At 68.4% G+C, this 23240-nt stretch carries 24 protein-coding genes and 2 pseudogenes; 11 read left to right on the top strand and 15 right to left on the bottom strand.

All coding sequences use genetic code 11. The features are described 5' to 3' along the window. Positions 1-308 precede the first annotated feature (308 nt). The 4 genes from ACFYXH_RS21985 to ACFYXH_RS21970 all read right to left on the bottom strand — a co-directional run bounded on the left by ACFYXH_RS21985 (position 309) and on the right by ACFYXH_RS21970 (position 3695). A complete protein-coding gene (locus ACFYXH_RS21985) occupies positions 309-1865 on the bottom strand; it encodes a DUF1254 domain-containing protein (protein WP_389565442.1) in 1557 nt (518 codons plus the stop codon). Positions 1866-2223: 358 nt separating this feature from the next. Further along, on the bottom strand, positions 2224-2574 hold the full coding sequence (locus tag ACFYXH_RS21980) for a VOC family protein (protein WP_389565439.1): 351 nt from the start codon (positions 2572-2574) through the stop codon (positions 2224-2226). A gap of 468 nt (positions 2575-3042) precedes the next feature. Next, positions 3043-3501, bottom strand: a complete 459-nt coding sequence (locus ACFYXH_RS21975) for a hypothetical protein (protein WP_389565800.1) — start codon at positions 3499-3501, stop codon at positions 3043-3045. After that, the gene (locus ACFYXH_RS21970; RefSeq protein ID WP_389565436.1) at positions 3501-3695 is read right to left on the bottom strand and encodes a hypothetical protein; all 195 of its coding nucleotides are present in this window, start codon (positions 3693-3695) and stop codon (positions 3501-3503) included. Before ACFYXH_RS21970 ends, ACFYXH_RS21975 begins: the two co-directional genes overlap by 1 nt. Before the next feature lie 174 nt (positions 3696-3869). Between ACFYXH_RS21970 and ACFYXH_RS21965 the strand changes: the two genes are divergently transcribed. Next, on the top strand, positions 3870-4109 hold the full coding sequence (locus tag ACFYXH_RS21965; protein WP_389565433.1) for a hypothetical protein: 240 nt from the start codon (positions 3870-3872) through the stop codon (positions 4107-4109). A 21-nt stretch (positions 4110-4130) separates the two neighbouring features. Here the strand turns inward: ACFYXH_RS21965 and bla are convergent, their stop codons facing one another. Next, positions 4131-5072, bottom strand: coding sequence for a class A beta-lactamase (bla, locus tag ACFYXH_RS21960; RefSeq protein ID WP_389565430.1), 942 nt, complete (start codon positions 5070-5072; stop codon positions 4131-4133). A gap of 152 nt (positions 5073-5224) precedes the next feature. Between bla and ACFYXH_RS21955 the strand changes: the two are divergent. Then, a pseudogene (locus ACFYXH_RS21955) lies at positions 5225-5359 on the top strand (site-specific integrase); the annotation flags it as partial. Positions 5360-5776: 417 nt separating this feature from the next. Here the strand turns inward: ACFYXH_RS21955 and ACFYXH_RS21950 are convergent. Next, positions 5777-6247 (bottom strand): GNAT family N-acetyltransferase, encoded by a 471-nt coding sequence (locus ACFYXH_RS21950; RefSeq protein WP_389565427.1) that lies wholly within the window; start codon positions 6245-6247, stop codon positions 5777-5779. Between the two features lie 792 nt (positions 6248-7039). On the opposite strand from ACFYXH_RS21950, the gene ACFYXH_RS21945 reads away from it, so the two are divergent. The 6 genes and pseudogenes from ACFYXH_RS21945 to ACFYXH_RS21920 form a co-directional block, all read left to right on the top strand. After that, a complete protein-coding gene (locus ACFYXH_RS21945) occupies positions 7040-7294 on the top strand; it encodes a hypothetical protein (RefSeq protein WP_389565424.1) in 255 nt (84 codons plus the stop codon). After that, positions 7294-7920 (top strand): sigma-70 family RNA polymerase sigma factor, encoded by a 627-nt coding sequence (locus ACFYXH_RS21940; RefSeq protein WP_389565422.1) that lies wholly within the window; start codon positions 7294-7296, stop codon positions 7918-7920. The genes ACFYXH_RS21945 and ACFYXH_RS21940 overlap by 1 nt, the downstream gene beginning before the upstream one ends. A gap of 535 nt (positions 7921-8455) precedes the next feature. Next, positions 8456-8860 carry a hypothetical protein gene (locus ACFYXH_RS21935; protein WP_389565420.1) on the top strand — a complete coding sequence of 135 codons (405 nt, stop codon included), beginning with the start codon at positions 8456-8458 and terminating at the stop codon, positions 8858-8860. Between the two features lie 182 nt (positions 8861-9042). Next, positions 9043-10086 (top strand): AraC family transcriptional regulator, encoded by a 1044-nt coding sequence (locus tag ACFYXH_RS21930; RefSeq protein ID WP_389565417.1) that lies wholly within the window; start codon positions 9043-9045, stop codon positions 10084-10086. A 323-nt stretch (positions 10087-10409) separates the two neighbouring features. Continuing rightward, the gene (locus ACFYXH_RS21925; protein WP_389565415.1) at positions 10410-10841 is read left to right on the top strand and encodes an ankyrin repeat domain-containing protein; all 432 of its coding nucleotides are present in this window, start codon (positions 10410-10412) and stop codon (positions 10839-10841) included. Between the two features lie 141 nt (positions 10842-10982). Further along, positions 10983-11207: pseudogene (locus tag ACFYXH_RS21920) on the top strand (IS5/IS1182 family transposase); the annotation flags it as partial. A 69-nt stretch (positions 11208-11276) separates the two neighbouring features. Here ACFYXH_RS21920 and ACFYXH_RS21915 read toward each other — a convergent pair. From ACFYXH_RS21915 to ACFYXH_RS21905, 3 genes are all read right to left on the bottom strand, one after another. Continuing rightward, entirely contained in the window at positions 11277-11852 is a 576-nt protein-coding gene (locus ACFYXH_RS21915; protein ID WP_389565412.1) for a GNAT family N-acetyltransferase, read from the bottom strand. 332 nt (positions 11853-12184) lie between these two features. Further along, positions 12185-13597 carry a DUF2716 domain-containing protein gene (locus tag ACFYXH_RS21910; RefSeq protein WP_389565409.1) on the bottom strand — a complete coding sequence of 471 codons (1413 nt, stop codon included), beginning with the start codon at positions 13595-13597 and terminating at the stop codon, positions 12185-12187. Between the two features lie 149 nt (positions 13598-13746). Then, the gene (locus tag ACFYXH_RS21905) at positions 13747-15258 is read right to left on the bottom strand and encodes a hypothetical protein (RefSeq protein WP_389565406.1); all 1512 of its coding nucleotides are present in this window, start codon (positions 15256-15258) and stop codon (positions 13747-13749) included. A 583-nt stretch (positions 15259-15841) separates the two neighbouring features. Here ACFYXH_RS21905 and ACFYXH_RS21900 point away from each other — a divergent pair. After that, positions 15842-16384 carry a hypothetical protein gene (locus tag ACFYXH_RS21900; RefSeq protein WP_389565404.1) on the top strand — a complete coding sequence of 181 codons (543 nt, stop codon included), beginning with the start codon at positions 15842-15844 and terminating at the stop codon, positions 16382-16384. 333 nt (positions 16385-16717) lie between these two features. On the opposite strand, the gene ACFYXH_RS21895 is transcribed toward ACFYXH_RS21900, so the two are convergent. Next, on the bottom strand, positions 16718-17029 hold the full coding sequence (locus tag ACFYXH_RS21895) for a hypothetical protein (protein ID WP_389565402.1): 312 nt from the start codon (positions 17027-17029) through the stop codon (positions 16718-16720). Positions 17030-17291: 262 nt separating this feature from the next. On the opposite strand from ACFYXH_RS21895, the gene ACFYXH_RS21890 reads away from it, so the two are divergent. Continuing rightward, the gene (locus tag ACFYXH_RS21890) at positions 17292-18110 is read left to right on the top strand and encodes an alpha/beta fold hydrolase (RefSeq protein ID WP_389565400.1); all 819 of its coding nucleotides are present in this window, start codon (positions 17292-17294) and stop codon (positions 18108-18110) included. Positions 18111-18545: 435 nt separating this feature from the next. Further along, positions 18546-18764 (top strand): hypothetical protein, encoded by a 219-nt coding sequence (locus tag ACFYXH_RS21885; RefSeq protein ID WP_389565397.1) that lies wholly within the window; start codon positions 18546-18548, stop codon positions 18762-18764. A gap of 38 nt (positions 18765-18802) precedes the next feature. On the opposite strand, the gene ACFYXH_RS21880 is transcribed toward ACFYXH_RS21885, so the two are convergent. The 5 genes from ACFYXH_RS21880 to ACFYXH_RS21860 all read right to left on the bottom strand — a co-directional run bounded on the left by ACFYXH_RS21880 (position 18803) and on the right by ACFYXH_RS21860 (position 23231). Then, positions 18803-19582 (bottom strand): alpha/beta fold hydrolase, encoded by a 780-nt coding sequence (locus tag ACFYXH_RS21880; protein WP_327327977.1) that lies wholly within the window; start codon positions 19580-19582, stop codon positions 18803-18805. Then, entirely contained in the window at positions 19549-19851 is a 303-nt protein-coding gene (locus tag ACFYXH_RS21875; RefSeq protein ID WP_389565394.1) for a hypothetical protein, read from the bottom strand. Before ACFYXH_RS21875 ends, ACFYXH_RS21880 begins: the two co-directional genes overlap by 34 nt. A 220-nt stretch (positions 19852-20071) precedes the next feature. Beyond that, a complete protein-coding gene (locus ACFYXH_RS21870) occupies positions 20072-20404 on the bottom strand; it encodes a putative quinol monooxygenase (protein ID WP_389565391.1) in 333 nt (110 codons plus the stop codon). 755 nt (positions 20405-21159) lie between these two features. Next, positions 21160-22230 carry a 2,3-diaminopropionate biosynthesis protein SbnB gene (gene sbnB / locus ACFYXH_RS21865; protein ID WP_389565388.1) on the bottom strand — a complete coding sequence of 357 codons (1071 nt, stop codon included), beginning with the start codon at positions 22228-22230 and terminating at the stop codon, positions 21160-21162. Beyond that, on the bottom strand, positions 22227-23231 hold the full coding sequence (locus ACFYXH_RS21860) for a TauD/TfdA family dioxygenase (protein ID WP_389565385.1): 1005 nt from the start codon (positions 23229-23231) through the stop codon (positions 22227-22229). Before ACFYXH_RS21860 ends, sbnB begins: the two co-directional genes overlap by 4 nt. Positions 23232-23240: the final 9 nt, after the last annotated feature.

Raw genomic sequence — 23240 nt, 5'->3', positions numbered from 1 at the left:
CATCTTGTTCTTTGACCTCCGCTGTCCTCTGCCACCGAGGTTGGACCGATCGCCGTTGGAGCTGGGCGCTGGGCCTTGCGGACCGAGTCCGATAGCGGCGCGACCTCGACCAGCGAGCGCGAGATGCTAAGGCTTGTCCCGTAAATGATCTTTGACGGGTGTCCATTGCCCTGCCTGCTGCTCGTCTCTCCTGCAAGGACGAGGTTGGGCAGGCTGCGATGCCCAGCATGCGTGGTGGACGCTGTCGCCCCCGGGTCGGCAGTCGCGCAGGATCTTCCTGCTCAAGGCCGCCATCCAGCACTGACCAGTCAGTCGACGCGGGTGAGCGGAGGGCATTCCCATACCGCGTCCACGACCTCGCGGTGCGGCCGGTACATGCGCAGGATCACGAACCAGGTGTCGCCTTCGGGCGTGGGCAGCCAGTTGGACTCACGGTCCTCTCCCGGTGATGTGGACTGCAGATGGAGGGTCAGACCAGCGTCAGGGTCCATGACGAGCCCAGGCGTGCGGTCCCCGACCGAGTAGCGGCCGGCTGGGTTGGGGATCAGGTTCATGTCGTCGCCGTACGCGGACAGGGACCAGAAGGCGTCGACGGGCGGCATCGCGCCCGCACCGAAGCGCAGCGCGTACCGGCCAGACGACAGCTTGTGCCCGTCGGCGTCGTCGTAGTTGAGCAGATAGACCGCCTCGTCGGGATCGTTGGCCATGATGCCCGCCAATGACTGGTCGGCGGCGCGCTTGAGGAAGTCGTCGCCGAAGCGGCCCATCTGCGGTGGCGGATAATGCCAACCGTTCACCACATGTGCCCACTCACCGCTGAGCATCTGCTGCTTGAGCATTGGCGTACCGACAGTCGCAGCCCGGATGAGGTTCTGCTTGACCGCCTCAGGCTGGGCCTCGACGTCGAGACCGGGACCGATGCCGACCTCGGCGAACTGCTTGAGGAGGATCGCGTGGTGCGCCGGTGGCGGGTTCTCGGCCAGCATGGCGTTGAGCGTCTTCCACGGGCCGAGTGGATCCTGCGCGGGGTCCACCGGCGCCAGCACCTCGCGGCTCGCCGGGAGCCGCGCCGGGTCAACGGCCCCGCCGCCCCTGCCGAAGAAGCTGAGCGGAGTGAGCTGGTACTGGGCTTGGAGCGTCTGCACGTTCGGCACGTCGTCCTCGCCGTCGACCAGCGTCCTGCCGAGGATCAGGATCCACGGGCTCGGCGCGGTCGCGACACGGCGCACACCATCGGGAAGCTTCCCACTCCAGTCCGGACCGACGATCGCGAAATGGCCGGCCTTCGATCCCGTGGAGCGCTGACCTATGTAGTCGAAGTTGTCGGAGGTGATGCCCATCAGCTCGAAGGAGAAGTAGCGATCACCCATGTCCGGGTGCGCGAGGATGACCGGCTCGCTGTGCAGGTCCACCCACGCGGTCGAGTACAGGGTGTCGTTGTTCGGACAACCGCCGTCCCGGTACGAGGCGTCAAGCAGCCGCTGGGCGTGCCAGAAATGGTTGACCGCGGCATACGGCACCGTCGCCGGGTCACGCGGCTGGGTCACCCACTGGTGACGCAGCCGGGCGTTGTAGATGTACGGAAAACCGTAGACGAATGCCTGCTCACCCAACGTGTAGGCGTACTCCCCACGCCAGTCACGCACCCGTCCGGTCAGGATGGGTGCCACCGCCTGCCGGACCAGCGGCAGCGCGTGAGGCAGATGCCGGAACCGGTCCACCACTGCCTGGGGGTGCCGTACGGCATCCGCCGCGGCCCGACCTGCAGCGCCCGCGGCGCTCGCTGCCCGGTTGATGGTGGCCGTGACGCCTGCGGCATCGTCGTGCGTCCGCCGAAGCGGTCCGTGACGCGTGGCTTCGGACATGATCATGTCCTCCCCGTCGTGAACACCTCGTGGGAAAAGCCTTTGCACCACTTCTCACCATAGGACTCATCCAGACGAGCGCCAACGCGGACGAGATCCGGTGACCCGCTCAAGCGACCAGGCCAGCGGCTCGGGCCGGCGGTCCTCACCCCATTCGGCGTTCCGCCTCCAGGCCTGTATTCCTACCGGGAGCAGGGGAAGAGATGGCTGCGATGGACGCATATAAAGCATCGATCAAGGCACTACGGAGCAGTGCGGACCGGCATAGCGTCGTGCTGGCAGTCCCGTCACGAGAGAAGAACCCGTTTATCCGCCTGCTGAGCATGACCAGAACACCACTCGATCGAAGTGATACTGCCTACGCGGAGTGCTCGACGTACTCGAATATGACCCCGCCGGGGTGTCGCACGGTGGCGTTGCGCCCGGTCGGCACTTGGTTCGGGCCGGAGACGATCTCCCCGCCGTGCGTGTCCAGGAGCTTCTTCAGTCCGTCCAGATCGTCGACGAGCACCGTGCTCTGGACGTCCCGATACGGAGCAAGCGCCTTGTCGGTGCCCGCAACGAGCAGGAAGCCGCCGATGCTGGCGACCTCCACGTCGCCGTAGGGGAACCGCATCCGGGTGTCCTGGCCCGTCAGGTCGCGCAGGGCCGGAAGCGCGCGGTCCATGTCATCCACGTACAGCCGGGCCAGCGTCGCCAGCACCTTCATGCCCACCTCCAAGATCAGTTCGATGATCTCGAAATCTTGAACTGATGATCATACTAGTTGCAGGCCCGAGGAGGAGAGACGTGCGCACTCTGAGTCAGCCCAAGCCCGCAGACTTCGACCTGGCGGCCGTGCTGCATGCCCTCGGTGACCCCGTGGCGTCTGAAGCTACTGCGGTGCCTGGCGGCAAACGGTGAAGTCACGTGCAGCCCTGAAGGGATCACCGTTCCGCGCTCCACGCTCTCGAACCACTGGCGGATCCCGCGAGGCGAGCATTACCTCCACGCGCACCAGCGGCAAGACTCGCCTGGTGTCCGTGCGCCAGGCCGAACTCGACGCCCGCTTCCCCCACTTGCTCAACGCCGTCCTGGCCGAGGTCACCCAACCCTCCACGGACTCCTGAACCCGCTGCCCCAGCGCATCCCCGTCGGTCTACATGGCCATGAGGCTTCGTGACGTCGACTTCCCCCCTCACCCGCCAGACGTACCTCCCCCGCCGCGGTTGCCATGAGAGCCGGAGCGCAGCGCAAGGGCGCACCATATGGCCGCCGCCGTCAGCGCGGCCCCAGCCATCGCACCCAGCACCGGTGCCTCCGGCCGCCAGCCCAGCGAGAGCCGGGTGCCCAGGATGGTGAGCACGGCCGCGGTCCCTCCCGGGGCGTAGACAGGCACCCTGGCGGCGGCAGCCCGCAGTACGGCTGCCGCCGCCAGGCCGGTCGCGGTCCAGGCGACCAGATACGGCCAGAGTGCCCCCGGAGCGGCGGACGGCAGCCCGTACTCCTCGGGGCCGATACGGAACAAGGCGCCGGCCCAACCCAGGCCCACCCCGAGGACGGTGATGGCCGCCACCCACAAGGCGTGGCGCCACAGCGGGCCTGGCCGCACGGCCCCTTCGTAGTCGTCAGGGCTGGAAGGGTCGAGAAGTTCGATCACAGCCAGAAGGACGCGGCCTGGCGGCCACACGTTGCCCCCGAAGGAGAGATCACGCAGCTGATGTGGCCGAGTGCCTGGGCGATGACGGGGGCTCGGGCCCGGAGGACGAGTTGGCGGATGGCGGAGGTGCGGCCTTTCTCGGCGGGGATGCCGAGTTCCCGTAGCGCGTCGCGCAGGGTGGCGGGGTTCATGGGCTGGCTTGCGCGGCGGCCGGGAAAGAGCGGCGAGTTCTGGTAGAAGGCAGGGGGCTGGCGGGCAGGGCCTGGAGGTGGTCGAGCAGGAGGTCGGCTACCGTCTCGGGGACTGGGGTGGGCGGGTCGCCGACCCGCAGTGCGACGTGCTGGCCATCGCGGAGGACATCGTCGGTGGTCATACGGACGATTCGGCTGACGGGCTGGGCGAACAGCAGGACCAGGCACTGCGGGGAGTCCCCCCGCGGCGGCCGTCCGCCGAAGTTCGCCCCGGGGGACTACAAGGCTCGGCACGCGGTCGAGTGCGGCATCAGCCGCCTCGAGCGCCACCGTGCCGTAGCCGCCCGGTTTGACGAGCTTGGCGTGCGCTACGAGGCGACCGTGCTGGTCGCAGCCCTCAACGAGTGGCTGTGACCAGCACTTCCGCAACCGACCCTAGGTGAGTGCCGCTGCCAGCAATGCGGCGGTCTTGGCCACCAGCGGATGGTCGGCCGCCGCGTCTTCCTCGTGTTTGGTCGTCAGGACGGCCATCACGATCGGTGCGCCGTCCGGCGGCCAAGTGATGCCTACGTCGTTGTTGCCGCCGTACCTCCCGCCACCGGTCTTGTCGGCCACAATCCAGTCGGCGGGAAGGCCGGCGCGGAATCTGTCGCCGCTGGTCGTGTTGGCGAGCAGCCAGCCGGTGAGCCGTTCCCGGTCCTGGGATGTGAGCGCGTCGCCGAGCGTGAGGCGCGCGTAGGTCCGGCCGATGACTCGGGGGGTGGTGGTGTCGGTCACGCGCCACGGTTCCGCCGAGTTGAGTTCGGGCTCCCATCGATCGAGCCGGGTCTTGCCGTCCCCGATCGAGCGGCAGAAGCGGGTGATGGCGGTCGGTCCCCCAAGCTCGCGGAGCAGCAGGTTTCCCGCGGTGTTGTCGCTGTGGCAGATGGCGGCGTCACACAGCTCAGCGACAGTCATGCCGCCTGCGAGGTTCTCGGCCTTGCCGGTGATCGGGGAGTAGCCCGACTTCTCGACGTACTCCGCGGTGTACCGGATGCGCTTGGCCAGGAACTCGCCGTCGTGGTCGAGGTCGCGCAGAACGGCCGCGGCGGCGATCGTCTTGAACAGCGAGCACATCGGGAAGCGTTCGTCCGCGCGGTACGCCACCATCCTGCCTGAGCGCATATTGCGGGCGAACACGCCCAGACGGGCGCTGTGCTGCTGCTCGAGCTCCCTCAGCCGTGAGGTAATGCCGTCATCCCCGCCAGGTAAGGCGTATGCCGTCCCGCCGAGGGGCAGGGCGACGGAAAGTGCCGTGCCGGCGCCGAGAGCGAGTGCGGTGCGGCGGGAGGGGCGTGGTCCTGTGGTGTGCAACGCGTTCCCTTCTGAGGCGATCATGACGTACTTCAACACGCGCTGGCGGCCCGGCTGGTTTCGCTGCGGGTGTGACCGTCCTGGCGCAGCGCCGGTGGGCTGCGTGCCATACGGCCCGTGGGACGGGGCCTACGAAAGGGGCATGTGACCAACGCTCTCGCAACAGGTCCTAACCTCACCGCCGTCCCGGGCCAGGGAAGGTCGTCAGTCCTCGGGACGTGTGCCCGGACACCGGCTTCGCCCGGCTTCCATACGGGCAGGCCCTCGCGCTGTTCGACGAGCACACAGCCGTGCGCGGGCCGGGCACGGGCTGAGACCTGCACGAGCTTCATCTGGGGCGGGCAGAAGTCTTGACCACCGGCCACGACAAGTACCTTCTGAGTGTCAAGGACTACATCCCGTAGGCCCACGCGGCTTTCACGGACTTGATCCGTCACCGAGTCGAGCTCAACGTCCACTATGCGTCGCTATACAGCGGTGAGAAGTTCGTAATCACCCTGCACCAGCCGTGTTCAAGGCAACGGCGTCCACGGGGACGAATCCGCCCTCCTGCGGGGAACGCAGGGGGTGACCCAGCTACGCGTCAAAGGGGCAACGTTGAAGCGCTGGAGGGACCGGCCCGTCACCCGCTCCCGCGAACTCCTCGTCGCGGAACAGCGGCCCCAGCTTGTCCCGCACCCGGATCACCAGACTCCCCTCTGCTGTTGCCTGGTGCGGCGGGGCGCCTGTCATGGACGCCAGTACAGCGAGGGGTCCGGGTGGTCGGCGAAGCCGAGCGCACGGTAAAGAGGTTCACCGTCGGGAGAGGCATACAAGTCCACTCGGGCCACCCCGCGTTCCCGGAACCAGTCGAGTAGGCCCTGCATGATCGCGCGGCTTTGGCCGCGCCGTCGGTACGCCGGATCAGTGACCACGCCGATCACGTGTCCGATCCGGCCGTTGCGCAGGTGCGGGCCGGGCAGCCGTTGCTCGATGGTGCCGATGCCGCAGGCGGCGAGGCCGTTGTCGCCGTGCACAACGAGGATCCGCACGGCGTCCGCTGTCACCTGTTCCTTCAGCACGGCGGCAAGGGTGTCCCGCCAGTCGTCGTCTGCTGACGAGGGGTTGAAAAAGTCGCCGCCGAGGGTGTCAAACAGCAACGCCCGCAGGCGTACGAGCTCCGCGACGTCATCCTCCACCGCCTGCTGCACAAGTGGCATGTAATAAGCATAGGACGGATTAGGGTCTTACGTCGACCTGGTTTGAGATGGTGCCGTCGAATGACTTGCGGGCCTGGAGGTTCGGAAGTGGGCACTCAACATCTGAGGGCGCATCGCCTTCGCCATGGTCGCCCTCGCGACCGCGGTGGGCGCTGTCGAGGTGTTCTTCAACTGGCGTGCCCGATGGCAAGTGATGGAAGAGCCGCTACCGCCTCATAAAACTGGGCGACGAACTCGGTTTCCTGCTCGCACGATGGCAGACCGTGTGGACCGACATCAACCGACGCCGGATGGAACTGCGTCCCGGTGACGGGCCGGGTGGCCCGGCGGTCGCACCATGGGGAACCGTCTGATGGATGCGTGGGGGCGGCTCACCAGCACCCGCGTAGCTGCGTCGGCGATCCAGGCGTCTACGGCTGCCCTCAATCAGTTCTGTCCGAGGTGCCCCCTGTCTCACCGCCTGCAACCGTGTGTTCGGTCGGGCCTGTGGCGGAGACCCGCCGTCCCAGTCTCTTGGCCGGAGCAGGACGACGGGTCTCTCTCAGACGCGGATACGCTCCGCACCCGTCGCGCCGCAAGGCCGGTCTTCCGTTCCGGCCTGTGCGACTGTTCAACGATCCCGCCGCAGGAAGCGTTTAGGCGGATGCCTGTGAGCTTCTCCACGTACCTGCGGATCTGGACGACGAGTGTGACCGGGCGCACACTCCGAAGAGTCAGCATCAGCGGGGCTTTCCGCCGCAGTCCTTGGCCGGAGCACGGTGAAAGGCCCTCTCAGACACAGGAGTTCACCTCATGCGCCGTGCCCTGCATTCCTTACTCGCTCACCGTCCCATGTTCTGGAGCGAGCCTCACCCCGGACGGCTGCACACCCGGCCTACCCCCGTGCGCGTGGTGGTCGTCATCGTCATCCTGACGGCGGCCACCGTGTGCGCGGCCGTTGGGGGCCCCGCACTCGCCGGTGGCCTCGCCGCCCTGGTCCATGCGGGTGTAGCGCTCTGGATGGTCCTGCGCACACCAGCCGCCGTCGCGGCGTCCGTGCGCTGGTGATGTCTGCGTCGTTCCAGCCGGCCCCCAGCTCGTCGGGCGGGGGGCCGGTCGTCCAGGGAACCGAAGACGTCCGCCTGTGGCTGGAGCGCGCCCAGGCCGGCGACAGCGACGCCTTCGGCCTGCTCTACAACGCCTACTGCGATGCGGTCTACCGCTACGTCTACTACCGTGTCGGCGGCAAGGCCACGGCCGAGGACCTCACCAGCGACACCTTCGTCCGCGCCTTGCTGCGCCTGGGCACCTTCACCTGGCAGGGCCGGGACTTCGGAGCATGGCTGATGACCATCGCCCGCAACCTGATCTCCGACCACTTCACCTCGGGCCGCTTCCGGCTGGAAGTGACCACGGGCGCCCCGCTGGATGCCAACGAGGTCGAGCGCAGCCCCGAGGAGGCCGTCATCGAGGGCCTCGGCAACAGCGCGCTGGCCGAAGCGCTCAACCGGCTCCCCCACCGCATGCGCCACGCGACCTGGCTGTGGGCGCTCGGCACCCCTACTACCGACATCGCCCGCCAACTACGCATCGCACCGAGCACCGTCCGCGTCCACCTCCACCAGGCACGGCAACGCCTCGCAGCCGACCCTGCTCTCCGTCACCCGGTCCCATGGCCCGCTCGGGCAGAATGACGTCGTACGCGCCCCGCCCGGCGAGACCCCCGCTGCTGGGCAGGCCTCCAGGGACGAAGCCCAGCGACCCGACGCACGCCCGTGGCGGCCCCGGTGACCAACCGGGCCGCCACGGCATTGCCGGAATCGGAGCGTCAGAGTCAGCCGGCCGTGCCCTGGCCGGGCTTCTGGGGCGGGAAGTGCCGGTCCAGGATTTCGACCCACTCGTGATGCCGATTCTCGCCCCGGCGAGCTGGTACATCTCAGCTGGCGGTGCCCGTTGATCTCACTCGATGCCTGGCTCGGCCTCCTGCAGCCCGCCGTTGGCCTGGACACGAAATGGAGTCAGCGGCTGGGCAGGTGAGCGACAGTCGGCAGTATGCGGCTGTCCGGGGGCGGCGTGGGACATGCCGTTGACCAGCCCGGACAGCGCGGACCTGTCCGGGACAGCCCCCTGCCCTTGTTCCGCCCCGCCGAACACCAGCATGCTCCTGGCATTCCGACAGACATCTCCGTCGGCCCACTCCCCAAGCTCAAGCGAAAGGTGTGTACAAGCATGCGCAGGACTGCGTTACGAAGCACGGCAGGCGGGGCACTGGCGGTACTGGCGCTGATGGCCGCGACCACTCAGGCGGAGGCGAAGGTGGCCGACCGCGGCTGGTCGGCGAGCAACAGCTTCGCCCGCGGCAGCGGCTATGTCGACGAGAACAACAACGGCTTCAGCGTCAGCGGCTCAGTGACCGACTACGCCGGCAACCCGTCGACGTCATATGTCTACGTGAGCTGGCAGGAGTACAACCACGGTGCCTGGACGACCGTCAACCGCCAGGCCAGTGGACGGGCGACGAACGGCATGACGGCCGGCATCTCGCTCTCCCGAACCACACCGTACGACGTACGCCGCATTCAGGTGACGGTCTGCACCTCGGCGGGCAACTGGTACTGCGGCAGCCCCGGTTAATACTGCAGGACCGCGGCCGCTGAGACAGAAGAACGGCCGGGAGTTGCCGGAGGAGACCGGGCACGGTTGCCCGACCGGATCCAGCAGCTGCTGCATGCCTGCGACTGGGACGCCGGACGAGGTGCTCGATGACGTGCGTGAGTACGTCATCGAGCACCTCGGCATACTGATTCTCGCCCCTGGTGAGCTGGTACGTCTCACTGGCGGCCCTCGTCGATCTCACTCGATGCCTGGCTCGCTCCCCCGCAGCCCGCCGTTGGCCTGGACACCAAAATGAGTCAGCGGCTGGGCACGGGAGCGCGACAGTCGGCACGTACAGCACGACGAAGCCGTTACTGTGCAGGCCATCCGATCGCGTTGAAGACTGCGACGGGGTCCAGGTAGTCGCGCTCGCGGTGCATGCTGTCGTACGGGGGCGGGGGTGGCTGTGGTTCGACGACGACTCTCAGAGCCCAATGGAGCTCTCACCGGGCGACGTGACACTTGTCCGCGGGGGCCCCGATCACTACATCTGCCATGAACCCGGCGCCGACTGCCTCGAACCGGAGGAGTTCCGGGCGCATCACCGGCGCGACGGACGCTCGGACGACTCACAGGCCACGGTGTTCCTGTGTGGCGCCTACCGGTTTTCGGGCGACATTGGCAGCGGCCTGCTCGATGCGCTGCCCCAGGTGCTGCCACTCTCGGCGGCCGTCGGCGATCCCCTGCGCGACGTGATTGGCCTGCTCTCCCGTGAGCTGGCTTCCCCTGAGCCAGGTCAGCCCACTGTGCTGGACCGGCGCCTCGACATACTTCTGGTTCTTGCCATCCGTACCAGTTTCCGTCAGAGCACCACCGCACCTCGCTGGTACCGGGCGTCGGCAGATCCCCGGCTGAACGCAGCGTTGGAAGCCATACACGAGGATGCCGGGCGCCCGTGGTCGGTCCCCGAGCTTGCCGAGATCAGCGGACTGTCCCGGGCGGCCTTCGCACGAACCTTCCGAGACGCGCTCGGCCGGACCCCGATGCAATACCTGACGGATTGGCGAATGACCCTGGCCCGCGACTACCTACGCAACGGCGAGCTGGGCCTGGCTAAAATCGCCAACGTGATCGGCTACGGCTCGCCCTACGCGTTCGCCGCAGCCTTCCGGCGCCATCACGGAGACCCGCCCGGAGCATGGCGGCAACGAGAGTTGACCCGCACCAGCAGTCCGGTAGCCGGCGACCGCATCCACCTCCGCTAACGCCCGCACGCTCAGCCTCACCGGTCGGATCGGACGTCGCCACACATCCAGCCGCGACGACCACCAACACGGCGAATCTGATTCCCTCTTGGCAGCCTCTGTGTAGCGGGTCGGCCGGCTCGGGGTTGCTCGACTGTCCTGGCATCTGGTCGGAGCCTGGGCGGAAGCCCTCTCGCCAGGGCGGTGCGGAAGGTCGTTGCGGTGGTGGTCGCGTGGGCGCCGGAAAGCTTGCCGTTCGCTACGCGGCGACCGTGGTGGGCGCCGCCATCAACGAGTGGATATAAGTGGCCCCGCCGCGTACCCAGTCGTTAACCTCGGCACCCATGAACCAGCGGAAGCGGAAGAAGCTCTCCCAACACCTATTCGTAGCAGTCTTGATGGGCGACACCATCCGTGTGAAGGCGCTTCTGCGGGCTGGGGCCGACCCGAACCGAGCGGACAGCGAGGGCACCACTCCTCTGTATGTGGCATCCGTGAATGGAGAAGCCGAGATCGCCCGCCTGCTCCTGGCGGCCGGGGCCTCCCCGGACACCGAGAGCAGCGGACTCGGCTCGGAAGGCACGCCCCTGTGCGCAGCCGCATGCTGGGGACACACTGAAACGGTGCGCGAATTGTTGGCGCGCGGCGCCGATCCGAACCTTCGTGAAGATCACGGCACGGGCCGCTCACCAATCAACTGGGCGATCGACGGCCCCCATCCCGAAACCGTCGCTCTCCTCACCACAGCGGGAGCAACCCCCGCGGGAACCACATAGCATCGCCGTTCGTCATCAGGGCTCCAGCCAGTTCGCTGGATCTCACCACGAGCCACTTTCGCAACAGGCCCTACCGGATGATCCGGCAGCAGTTGCACGTCGCGAGGCGCTCGGCCGGTCCCGGGGCGGGCTGACCACCACCGTTGCGACCAGGCCCCCAGCTGGACTCGTCGGGGCAATGGAGGCGGCCGGCCTCCGGTGTTCGACGCAGGGTCCTATCGAGGCCGCAATGTGGTCGAGCGGTGCTTCGCGCGGTTGAAGCAGTTCCGGGCCGTCGCGACCCGGTTCGACAAGCTCGCCGTCCGCTACCGTGCCGGCGTGGTCATCGGGTCGCTGCCCCTGTGGCTGAGAAATGCCGGAGCCTGAGCGAACGAACAGGCGAGTGGGGCACAAGAGCCTGCCCTGCGGCCGCTCCGGATCTCCCGCCCGTGCCCGTCAACAAGCCTCAGCGGCAGTCAAGGTCTTCGCCTGACGGCGAGTCAGTCGCCAGATCTGAACCTCGCCGGTCTCGGCCGGGGCGAGGCGCTCGGCGGGGCGGCGGAGGTGCTCTGTGAAGCCGAGGCGGGCCGGGACGGCGCCGCTGGCAAGGTTGGCCGGGTCGTGGACGACCTCGACATAGTCGATGCCGGGAAGACGGAAGGCCTGTTCGACCAGGGCGCGGGCGGTTCGGGTTGCCACGCCACGGCCGGTGGTGGCCGGGTGCAGCCAGTAGCCGATCTCGCGGCTGCTGTCCGGGGTGTCGTCACGCCGGAACAGTCCGCAGGCGCCGACGATGGCCCCGTCCAACACGATCGCGTAGGTGAACTCATCACCGCTCGCCCAGCGCTCCGCGCGGTCGGCCAGGAAGTCGGTGGTCCTGGCCAGGCTGTGCTCAGCAACCCAGGGCATCCACGGGCGCAGGTGCTCCAGGGACTCCTCAATGACCCGGAAGAGCTCCGGAAGGTCCGCCTCGCCGTTGAATGCGCGCAGCGCGAGGTCGTCCAGTTCGATCTTCTGCAGTGGAAGGTCCATGCCGGGAGGATCGTATGCAGCAGCCACTGTAGGCAACGGGATTTTGAAACACGCTCCAGTGTGCCGATCATGGGCTTTCGACTGCTGACCAACCACTTCTGAACGTCGCAGGGGCCAACCGTCGCTCGTCGTCCCGTTGACGGCCCTGGGGTACGGGCCTTGGCCGGCCGCTGGTCCCCGCACCAACCAGCGGTACCGCAGCCGCAGTCAGCCACCGCCACGACATCCGCCCGAACGCAGCCCTTGTCAAGGTTCAGTAGCCGATCGGCTCGTGTCAGCGCTCCGTCATGCTGAGCGCCTCACATGGCGGCTCGCCGTGCGGCGCCGAGGCATCACGCACTTCGGTGCCCCTGGGCCGGAGTCGGTCCCCTCGTCGACTCGTACGTCCAGACGTTGCCGGTGTTACGGCCGCCGCGGCGCATCACCGTGCCGAGGACGGCCGTGAGGTCGTCCTCGACCTCGGCCAGGAGGTCGGCACCGAAGACGCACAGAGACTCTTCCCAGGGGTGCCAGAAGGTGCCCATGCGCAGGTCACGGGTGAGGAGTTTGTAGTACTCGTCTCCCCAGCAGGCGGCGCCCGGCCACGTCGGCTGACCTGGGCCTCCGACGCGGGCCGGGTCGAAGCGGTATCCCTGATGCCACCAGCTGACCGAGAAGAGCGGCTCGTCGGGGCGGAGACGGGCGCGCAGCCCGCGTTCGACGACGGCCTGGAGTCGCTTGACCCGGTGGTCGTCGGGGAGGTTGCGCATCAGCCGGTGGATACGGCAAGTGTCGGTGATGTCGCCAACGTGCCAGGTGACGGAGTCCGGTGGCTCCTCGATGCCGGGGTAGTAGGTGTAGCTGGGCTTGAAGGCGAAGCGGGCCTCGAAGTCGTCGCAGAGCGCGTCGTGTTCCCGGTCGTCCAGGAGCATGCTCACCGGGCGGGTGGACGCGGGCTGCGGCCCCTGGGGGGTCCAGCAGTAGGTGCGCACGGTCGACACGGCGCGGAAGCCGGCTGCGAGGAGGGCATCCTTGACCGGGCCGTCCGGTGCCTCCGCCGTCAGATAGCGGCGGTCCGGCGCCGGGCCCATGCCCAGGTGGAGGCCATGGCTGTTGCGGGCCCACTGGACCCAGTGCGGGAGGAACTCGGCGTGCGGGCCGGTCATACCGCACACGGCTACGAACTCCGTGGGCCCCACGACCTCCGCCCAGCCGACGCCGACGAGACGGGTCTCCGCCTCCAAGAGCTGGACGTTCAGGCCCCAGTTCAGACTGTTCCCGTGGTCCTCGCGGACGTCCGCCAGGCCGCGCGCGTACGGGCCACCGGCCTCGACCAGGCGACTCATCTCCCCAGCCCGGTGGTAGCCGAAGCTCAGCCGCCGCACCCGCAGGCCCTTCGCCGGCGCTACCGCGCCCGTCACGTCGTCGAGGTCCGCGATCAGCAGCGTCCGTTCCGGACCGACGGCCGTGAAACCGGCGGCGCGCAGCGGTTCGTCCATGGGGACCGGGTCGTGGCCGTACGCCCGCCACTCGACCGGCTCGAAGCGGGCAGCGAAGGCCGCTTGCTGCCGACGGATCAGCCCAGTCACCTCCATCGGCCCGGTCCCGCCGGTCAACGGAGAATGGTGGACCGTGCCGTGCGTGCCGTAGTGGGTCCGAAAGACCGTGCCGTCCCCCTCGATCACGGCCCCCACGGGCGCCCGCTCCGGCACATGTCCCCGTACTTGTTCGTCATACGCCGCCAGCAGCGCGTCCACCCCGTCCATCGAATCCTCAGCCGGGCATGTACCCGTGCACGACCATGACCATTGTCAGGACGGTCGCCGACACAAGCCACTCTTTTCCCGTCGGGGGCGCGGATCGCCAGGACCGTGATGACAGCCGGCGGGCTGTACTGGACGCATGCCCCGCCCGACTAGGGCACCAGCACCGACATCACGGCACGCGGCAGTGAAGGGTTGGCAGCCGCCGCTTCCACCACTCGCCAGTCGTCGTCGGCGAGCAGTTCGACTATGACCGGCGGCGGCAGCGCCGGGTGGCCGGCAGCTATCAGCCTCGCCTGCTTGTCCACCAAGCAGGCGAGCAGCGACGGGGCCGTCGTGTTGCGGTGCCGGGCGACCTCACGGAGCGCCTTTTGCACCGGCGGTTCGTGCCGGGCCAGGTCCTCCAGCATTGCCGGCGACGCGTCCGGGTTGGCCGCCACCTTGGCGACGACCCGGACTCCGTGCCGGTCGACCATGGCGCGCAGCTGGGCTTCGGAGAGGCCCGGGTGCGGCGCGATGGACTTGACCACCTTCGCGTCGGGGTCGGCGGCCAGCGCGTCGCGGATCTCAGTCGGCAGATCGCGTCGCTCAGCCAAGAGCATCCGCACGGTCGGATTCGGCGACTCGGCCAGCTCCTTGACCTCGGCGGGAGAGGCAACGGCGATCCGCGGCAGGAGAGTTGAGCCGATCTTGGTAGCGCCGACCAAGTGGGTCAGCACGTCGAGCGGCACATGTGGGTTGCGCGCGAGCCTGCGCTGCACGTCGTGGCCACGGTCGGCGGCCAGCGCGCGGATCAGGGCGTCGTCGATCGCGGGATTCTCGGCGAGGTCGGCTCGAACACCGGGACGGGGATCAACGGCGAGCCGTCCGCACACCTCCACCGGCAGGTCGCGCCGGGCGGCGAGCGCCCAGTGCAGAAGCGTCGAAGGATGGTCGGCGAAGCCGACGACGGCTTCGGTCGGCGTGGCCGGATTCCATAGCGCCATCTGCTGCATCTCGTGCACGGTGGACTCGTGGGAGCCGTCGCAGGAGGCGCCGGACCGCAGATCGCAGTCGATCCGCGGGCATAGCGGATCGTGTACGAACGGCGTCTCTTCCCGGTCGCAGACCAGGCACCACTGCGCCGGAGGCAGACCCTCGCCGGTGATCAGCGCCGCCAGCACGGCCGGTGGCGTCGCCTCGTTGGCCGCCACCCCGCGGCGGACCTCGGCATGCGGATGTCCCGCAAGTCGGGCAGCCATTTCCGGCGTCGTCCACAACGCGAGCTCCGCGACGACCCGTACGTCCGAGTCGGCGGCGAGCGTCTCCGTCACATCAGGTGGGAGGTCCGAGCAAGCGGCCAACTTCTCCCGGCGCTCGACGACTGGATCTGCCGCGAAGAGGCGTGCCCACTCCGGGCTGCCGGCACGCTCGTCGAGCAGGGCGAGCGCGGCGTACGGCTGTGCCACGGGATCGACGTCGGCGGCGGTCAGCCGACCCTCGTACGCAAGCCGCACAGCGGTCTCCTCAACGCGCGCGGCCAGCGCAATCGCCTGCGCATGGCTGAGGTCCGCGCGATCTGCGAGGTCCGCGGCAATGTCTGCGTCCGCGACGGCGATCAGCCGGTCGACCAGCTCGGACGGCAGGGCCGTGTTGGCGGCGAGCCCGCACAGGACATGGTTCACAGGGGCATCTTGCCGGGACCGTGATCGAATCGCTCGTGGATTTCGACGTCGACGAGGTTCCGTGGGCTCGTGGCTCAGTTCGTGATGCGCATAGTCGCACCCGAAGAACGTGTAGAAGCTCCCGTCCGGTGCGAAGATCGTCGAGCCGGTGTCGGCGCGCTGGGGGCCCAGATCGAAGTTGGCGATCTTTCAGCACGTGGGCTCGGTCGGGGGCGGCGGCATCACCGTCCGGATGCCGGCCGCCCACGATCCGTCTTCCCGCCTCGCTGGGGGCCCGCCGCCGTGCCTGTACGCGGGTGGGAGGAACTGTGCTTGCTGTAGCGGGAATTGACCTCACGGTGTGGAGATCGCCGGTGCGCCGGAGGAGGTCGACCTGCTGACCGCAGCGCTGAGCGGTGCGGCCGAGCTCAGGCCGGTGCGCATCTGACAGCAGGCCGGGTGTCCCGCCGGTGCGCGCCCGCAGTCGGCACGGCGTGCACCCGCAGCGGCGGAGGAGGTAGGCGCCGTTCCCAGCAGTCCCAACGGGCACCGGTCGTATCGGTGTTCGCGCCCGCGACGGCGGGGCACGGGTCATAATCTGCTGGTGGAAACCGAACACGGGGTGCATTTGACCAGCCGGAACGGCCCGTTACCGGAGCCCGATCCTCCGGTACCGCCCTGGCCGGTGTGGCGGGCGGATTTTCCCGTCACCGCCCCGGCCGGACACCCCTACCTGCTCGCCACGGTGCGGATGACTGTTCCCTCCGGCAGACACTGGCAGCGCCACCGGCTGGTCGAAACCCATGAACTGCACACCCGCCTCGTCCCCCTGCTGGGCACCCTGCCACTGAGTCACTCCTTTCTGCAGGAGCCGCACGGCGGACAGAAATGCCGCTTCCACGACGTCGCCGTGAAGGTGTGGCAGGACAGCGACCCCGACCACTGGCCCAACACCCTCTACCGCCGACTCGCCGCCGAGGACGGACAACGCCAGGGCCTCGGTGAAGTCACCATCACCCTCCGCCTCGAAACCCGACACGGACACGTCCACCAGGCAGCCCGGACCATCAGCGAATGCAACGTACGCGCCGACGGCCGCCTCATACTCGCCCAACTCCCCCACGACCCCCTGCCCACCAGTACCTGACCCCTGCGCTCTGGCTGTGCCGGGGGATTGGGCCGTAGCTGTGTGGGAGGAAGGGCGGGCTCCCCGTCATAATGCACACCTTGGCGCAGACCCGAGCTGGACGGGTCCTGGACGAGGCCCGGGTCGAGGACTCCACCGTCGACGCCACCGACCGCTCCATCGGTGCCACCACCGCAGCCGTGCCAGCCGGTTGGCGGTGACGCCCTGCGGCCCACCTGAGCGGCCCTCCGTGGGACAGGGCATCGGGCACCTTTGCGGACGTGGACGAAGAACATCGTCGGGCCAGAAGCCGGTCGTCGCCTTCGCCGCCGGTCAGCCGGGCAGCGGAACGGCTCAGAACCCCGCCATCGACTTGTCGAGCACCCCTCCCACCGCACCGTAAATGCTGCACCTTATCGAGTGCCTCAACCTTCTTCGGAGCGCGAAGCCCACCGAGAAGGAGATCAGGAAGAGGGCTCCTTCGACCACTGCGACCAGCGGGTTGTAGACGAAATATACGAAGGCAGCGATTCCCAGCCAGACGACGATGGGAAGCAGAGAACCGCGCAGGACGGTGCCGAAGCAGATCGATACCAGCCCGTCCGGCAGTACCCGCCCGTTCCACACTTCAATGTGGGTGCGCGTCGCACAGTGCTCATTGGTCATGCGCTGATCAGATCACCCTCGCTCTGATCTGCGCGATGCTCCATAAGAAAACGGCCATGTCATCCCGTCCCGGTTGGCCGGAGCTCCTTCGTGCGTCACGCACCTACGGACCACCGAGGCCTTGGCCGCCGGCGGGAGGCGGCGCCCGGTCGGTGGTGCCGCTGAGTCAGGAAATCTCGTTACGTGCCTCCGGCCGGGCAAAGTCGCCACAGGGCAGAATGCGCGGTGGAGGCGGGGGCCGAATTCCGGGAAGGCGGCCGTTATGAGCACCATCGGCATCGGCGGCGCCACTGTCTACTACGAGCAGCGTGGACGCGGTCCTGCGGTGCTGTGCATTTCGGGAGTCACGGGCGACGCCGGGCTATGGACGGGCACGGGCGAGGCGCTCGCGGACGAATTCACGATGGTGTCCTATGACCGGCGGGGCAACTCGCGAAGTCCGCGTCCTGAGAACTGGTTCTCGACGTCCGTCGATGAACAGGCCGATGACGCTGCGGGGTTGCTGCGCGGACTCGGTCTCGCTCCGGCCGTGGTGTTCGGTGCGAGCGGCGGTGGAGTCATTCTGACCAACCTCGTGCTGCGTCACCCCGAAGTGGTGCGCGCGGCGATCTTCCATGAGCCGCCGTTCATCTCCGTCAGCTCCGACCCTGATGAGGTAGGCAGGCTCATGGGTGCCTTGTTCGAAAAGGGCATGGCGATGGATGGGCTGGCGGGTGCGCTGGAAGCTCTGCTCCGCTGGGCCTGGGGCGAGGAGGGCCTGGCGGCCGTCGAACCACAGGTCCGTGAACGGCTGTTGTCCAACGCAGAGGTGTTCCTCGGCATGGAACTCGGGGCCTTCATCGAGTACCTGCCCACACCTGAGGAACTCTCCCGTGTGAAGGTCCCGCGCATCGTCACGGCCGGCGCCGACAACCGCGACCCGAGTGCGGTCTACCACCACGGGTACGAAGAATCGCAGTGGCTGGCCACCCAGATGCACACCGAACTCCTCGAACTCCCGGGCCGGCACGTGCCCTACCTCACGCACCCGGCCGCGCTCGCCGAGGCCCTGCGCCCCCTCCTGCGCGCCCTCACCAACTGAGCACGAAGCGGCCACCGACTCCTGCCGAACGCGAGGCCGCGGACGTCGGCCCCGCATGGACTCGTGGACACCATGCGCGGCCGGCTCGAAGCGTGCGTGACCACACTGCGCCAGCGCGTCACACAGGGCGGCGCAGGAGGTCACGCCCAGCTGCGGTGTCCAAGGCGTCCAGGGACTGCCTCATCGATGCGGGTAGTCCCAACTCCACCGGGCGGATCTGCGTCACTGACGCCACAGCAGCGGGAGATCGCCATGAGTGGCATGGCAGGTACCCCGGGTCTGGCGACGATTCGTTGAACGAGCCGAACTGCCGCGGCCTCAGCGAACAGCCCACCTGGCGCTCGGCGACCCTCCCGCCCCTGGGCGGCCCGGACCGGCAACGAACTGCGCGCAACATGGGGCTGCCCACCGGGATCTCGTGCCGGTAACTCGGCCATGTCCCAAGAATCCGCCGCACGGACACCGATGCCCATGGGCTTCGGCTTCCGCTTCCGCTTCCGCTTCCGCTTCCGCTTCCGCTTCCGCTTCGAGGACATCACAACCCGTCAGCCGGACTGGCTGCGGACGGGGGGAACTCTCGGCAAGTTCAACCGCCTGGCGAGCGCGCCTACGCGTACCGCCACTTCCGAGTTCCCGACGGCCAGACGGCCTTGACGAAGTCCCGCAGGCGATCCACTCGGCCGCCTACCGCCTTATGCTCGGTCGGTCACGAACCAGTCGAGCGCCGCAGTCAGCTCCGCCGGCTTCTCCACCGGCAGTTCGTGGCCGGCGTCCACCATCCGGACCAGCGCGTCCGGGTAGGCCTTGGCCATCCGAAGCATCTGCGCGACGGGCAGCTGGATGTCGTGGTAGCCGTGCACCAACAGGGTGGGCGTGCGGATCTCGCCGACCCGGTCGAGGACGTCGAAGGTCCGCATGGCGGCGTAGCACGTCATGACCACCTCCCGCGGCGTGGCCGAGGAGGCCCGGATGTACTCGCGAATCTCCTCGCGCGGGTAGCCGGGGGCAAAGGCCCGCTGGATGTTGGCGGCGACGAACAACTTGAACGGCACCAGCGTGGATGCCGCCATCAGTAGGCCCCTCCCCCGGCTGTAGGTCATCCGGCTGATCGAGTTCACCAGTACGAGGCGCTCGATCCGCTCGGGATGGCCGAGGGCGAGGGTCTGCGCGATCATCCCGCCCATGGAGTGGCCGACGGGTATGAACCGGTCGACCTTCAGATGGTCGAGGAGGGCGAGGACGTCCGCGGCCAGCTCTTCAATCGTCCGCGCCCCCGACCCGCTGCTCTCGCCGTGCCCGCGCAGGTCGAGCCGTATGACCCGCCGCTTCGGGGCGAAGTGTGCCGTCTGGTGGTCCCAGCGGTGCCGGTTGGCCGTCCAACCGTGGATGAACACCAGGGGCACGCCGTCACCGTCACGGGGGCCCTCGTCGTCATACGTCAGTGCTGCGCCGTCGAGAGCGAGCTGCGGCATGGGTCGTTGCCTCCTGGGGTGTGGTCCGGGTACGCCCGGGTGCTGCATCCGGCCGCCCCGGAAGACGTCCGTCGCCGCCGTTTGCCGAGGAAGTCGAAAATGTGCCCGAACATGTCGAGGGCGGCGCCCCGGCCGAGGAACGTGTCGGGGTGACCGTAGCCGGGAATCTCGGTGTACGCCACGTCCAATTGCGGCTGCCGGTGGGCGAGTACCTCGTGGCCGAGCTTCTGGCAGTCCAGCCACAGCCCGTTCTCGCTGCCCGCCAGCACACGGGTACACGGGAAGCGGATCCGCGCGAAGGGTTCCGCTGCTGCTGAGCGGGGGAACGTACGACGGGCCGCCCGCATTTCCGACGGCGGAATACGGCGGCCGGTTGTCGTACCCCTGATGCGCACTTCGGAGCATGGACATCACGATTAGGGAGGCCAGGCCCAAGGAGTACGAACATATCGAGCTGCACCCTCAAGAGGGGAAGAGGGCTGCTCGGGGCTACTCCATGCCGGTGACAGCCATCTCACCCAGCAGTGACCAGTCGTCATGCGGGACCTTTACGTTCACGATCCGGGGTGTCTCAGCCAGGTGGGGCGGCAGAGTCCGCTGCGCGGTCTTGAAGTGCTCGGACTGCACGTGCGCTGCCCCGGCATCGTCGTCTCGGAAGGCCTCGACCAGCACGTACTCCATGGGGTCGTCAATGCTCCGCGACCAGTCGAACCACAGGCAGCCCGGCTCACCGCGCGAGCCGGCGGTGAAGTCGGCGGCGATCTCAGGCCACCGGTCGGCGTACTCAGGGCGGACCTTGAACTTGGCCGTGATGAAAATCATCGGATTCCTCTCGCTGGACTGTCCACAGAATGCGCGCGCCGCCTGCTTGAGGTTGAACGTCGGGAGTGGACACCGGGTTTCATGCGACGCGTGACAGATTACGTGATGTGATCATCCCCGGCCGAACTCGGCCCGGGTGAGGTCGCCGATCGCCGGAGTGGCGTCACCGCCGGTTGTCGTAGGCCAGCCAGCGGGCAGGCCAGGGTCGCTGCCCCCTTACCCCGCCCGCTCGGTGTCGAGGCGCTCTTCCCGGAATTGCCGCGCACCGCGACACGACGAACCGGCTGCGCCCACGACCGGGCAGCCCGGTCGTGTCGGACAGTTCCAGGGGTGGCCTCTACTGCGGACGGCGGACGAGTCGTGGCCGGTGTGTACCGAGCCGCACGGGCGCAGGCACGGCCGACGTCCCGCGGACATCCACCGCGAACGGCAGGTCCTGGCCACCGCGTGGGCGCGCGACCCGGCCTCGGGTCCTCGGGTCCCACGGACGAGGTTCGGCGGCTCCTGGAGGAGCGGTGTCGTGAGCACCGCGGAGAGAGATTGCCGACGGGCCGTCCCGCCCAAGTCCGGGCGGCGTGTGTGGACTCCGCCTCCCCGCGCCCTTTCGTATGTGCGAAGCACTCCCTCTGAGCATCAAGGGGTCCGCATCCCGGCCTCAGTCCGTCCCGGGCAGGGCTCCGCACAGACATCGGTCGATGCCTGTCCCGGCCGCCGAGCACCCTGCTCCTGGCCTTCGGCAGGGTGCTGTGGGCCGGTCATCCGTACCGGCGCAGGTCGTGGAAGAAGTCCTCGATGACGTGGAGCTGCCCGGAGCGGGCCGTCTCGTCGTAGACGTATTTGCCGACGGCGAGGTCGAGTACTCCGAGGCCGAAGGGTGAGAACACCAGTGGCCGGTCCGTGGGGGGTGTCACTCGTCCGGTCATGACGTCGTCAAGTGTGCCGTGGAGGAAGTCGCGGTTGCCGGTGAGCTGTTCGGCCAGGTGCGGAGAGGTGTTGGCTTTGAGGCAGTGTTCGACGTCGTCGACGATGTTGGTTGAGGCGAGGATGATCTCGGGTGCGAGGTCGCGCAGGGACACGTGCAGGACCAGGGGGTTGTGGTCGAACCAGGCCCGGTCGCTGATGTGCGGTTCGCCGGCGATGGTGGCGAAGACGACGAGGTCGCTGGAGCGGATCAGTTCCTCGGGGCTGTCGTGCACGGTGATCTGTCCGGCCGTGCCGGTCTGTTGGAGGTAGTCGCGGAAGCCGGCGGCGCTGTCGGGTGACAGGTCGTGGACGCCGGTCTCGTCGAAGGTCCAGCCGGTGGCGGTCAGGAAGGTGTGGATGTAGCGGGCGATCAGGCCCGTGCCGAAGAAGCCGATGCGGGTGGGCCGTTGCCGGTTTCGGGTGAGGTGGTCGGCGGCGAGGGCGGCCGATGCGGCGGTGCGGGTGGCGCTGATGATGGAGCTTTCCAGGCAGGCGAAGGGGTAGCCGGTGTCGTGGTCGTTGAGGATCAGGACTGCGGAGGCCCTGGGAATACCAGCCTGGACGTTGTCGGGGAAGCTGGAGATCCATTTGAGGCCGTCCACCCGCACTTGCCCGCCGATCGAGGCGGGCAGCGCGATGATCCGGGAGGAGGGGCGGTCGGGGAAGCGCAGGAAGTAGGAGGGCGGGTTGACCGACTCTCCGGCGGCGTGCAGCTGGTAGGTGGCCTCGATGAGGTCCACGATCTGCTTTTCCCGGTCCTGCAGGGCGTGCTGGACCTGGGCGCCGGAGATCACTGCGAACGGTGGCACGGTGTGCGGCTGGGACATGGCGGGCTCCATTGCGGTGGAACGGACGGTAGTCATCCGGCGCTTACCTCGGTGGTCGGCGGGCACTCGGCCAGGCGCAGCGGCTCGGCCATCGCGACGAGTACCTCGCGTGGTCCTTGGAAGGCCTCCCTGCTGTGCGCGGTGCGCACATTGTCGACGAGCATGAGGTCGCCGGCCTGCCACGGCTCGCGGGTGGTGTGGGCCGTGTAGGTGTCGTTGAGGAGCTGGATGATGTCCGGGCCGATGGGGTCGCCGCCTCCGAAGCGGGTGTTGAACGGCAGTCCCTCGGCGCCGTATACGTCGATGAGGTATTCGCGGATTTCGGGTTCGATCGTCCATTCGTTGAGGAAGGCGATCTGGTTGAACCAGCAGCGGCGGCCGGTGACCGGGTGGGCCGTCACGGCGGGGCGGCGCTGGCGGGTGCGCAGGCTGCCGTCGGGTTGCCAGGCGAAGTCGATGGCGCCTGCGCGGCAGTAGTCCTCGATGGCGGTCCGGTCGTCGGTGCCGAAGGCCTCGGCGCAGGGGGCGCCGATCTCGTCGTTGTAGGTGCGGGTGAGCAGCCAGCCTTCTTGTTCGAACCGGTGGACCAGTTCGGGCGGCAGTGCCTCGAGCACGGTGGGGGCGTCGGCGATGGCGGTGGCTCCGCCGGTGGTGGGTGCGGTCAGGCAGGCAAACAGCATGAGGCCCGGGGGGTGAAGTGTGTAGCTGAGTTCGTGGTGCATGCACATCGGCTGGTTCGGCGGCCAGGTCGAGGAGGAGTACACGCCCGGGGTGTAGGTCTGGCGGGGGGCGAAGGCTTCCTTGTCGGTCATCAGGGCGGGAGCCAGGCGGCGGAGGACGGCGCCGGCCTGGTCCGCGTCGCGGAGCTGCAGGCCGCGGATGAGGAGCGCGCCGTGTTCGGTGACGAGGGAGCGCAGGTTGTGGCGATGTTCGGCCGCCCAGCCCGGCGCGTCGTCGGGGGCGTCGGTGTGCAGGATCGCGGGTTTGCCGGGGTGCAGGTCCACGTTGAGCAGGGACGCCGGGGTCGGGTACGGCATGGTGCTTTC

Source organism: Streptomyces sp. NPDC002730, assembly GCF_042888805.1.
Taxonomy (GTDB): Bacteria; Actinomycetota; Actinomycetes; order Streptomycetales; family Streptomycetaceae; genus Streptomyces.
Note: the sequence above shows the minus strand (reverse complement) of the source record. Positions and strands in the feature narration are given on the sequence as shown.